The sequence below is a fragment of the Proteus vulgaris genome, assembly GCF_016239305.1.
GTDB lineage: Bacteria > Pseudomonadota > Gammaproteobacteria > Enterobacterales > Enterobacteriaceae > Proteus > Proteus vulgaris_C.
In genome coordinates this window covers 1-515 of record NZ_JAEHOQ010000072.1, presented here as the reverse complement: position 1 = coordinate 515, position 515 = coordinate 1, and the positions used below count along the sequence as shown (strand labels likewise).

1 protein-coding gene is annotated in these 515 nt (G+C 43.3%); it reads left to right on the top strand.

Going from position 1 to position 515, the window contains the following annotated elements; all coding sequences use genetic code 11:
- Window positions 1-135: 135 nt before the first annotated feature.
- A partial coding sequence (locus tag JEP40_RS19015) for a DUF3304 domain-containing protein (protein ID WP_232799368.1) occupies window positions 136-515 on the top strand: 380 nt, incomplete at its 3' end.

Below are 515 nucleotides of genomic sequence, written 5' to 3'. Positions count from 1 at the left end.
CGAATATGACGCCCCCTGTGATGTCAAAGTGCATTTTCTTCCCTGCCAAGAAGTCAAGATCACCTTGTCTTGTAAATCATGGGGGCATCCTGACTATCCTGTCAATGAACCTGATGATATGGAGGAGCCAGAAATATGCTCGAAAAAATAACCCGTAAAAAAATTATTGTCGTTGGTGTTATTCTTGCCATTGTTGCCATGAGCTCACTGTTGTTTCCCAAGGAAAAACCACAAGATAACTACCTTGCTGGGAATTTACACGGCTTTAACCATGTCAAAGGTACCTCGGTGAATTGGTTTATGGTCAATGGCTATTATGGCAAAGGGGGTGGCGGAACCTGTTGTATTGTCGTGCCCGCCAAGTGGACGCCGAATCAATGGGTCAAAGTGGAATGGGAGGTCGATCCCAATGCTTACCCCGGTGATATTCCTGAATTTAATGATCCTTACTACAAAGAATATATGAGGCTACATAAAGCCAATTACCGTCATTATAGCAAAATGGTAGAAATTCC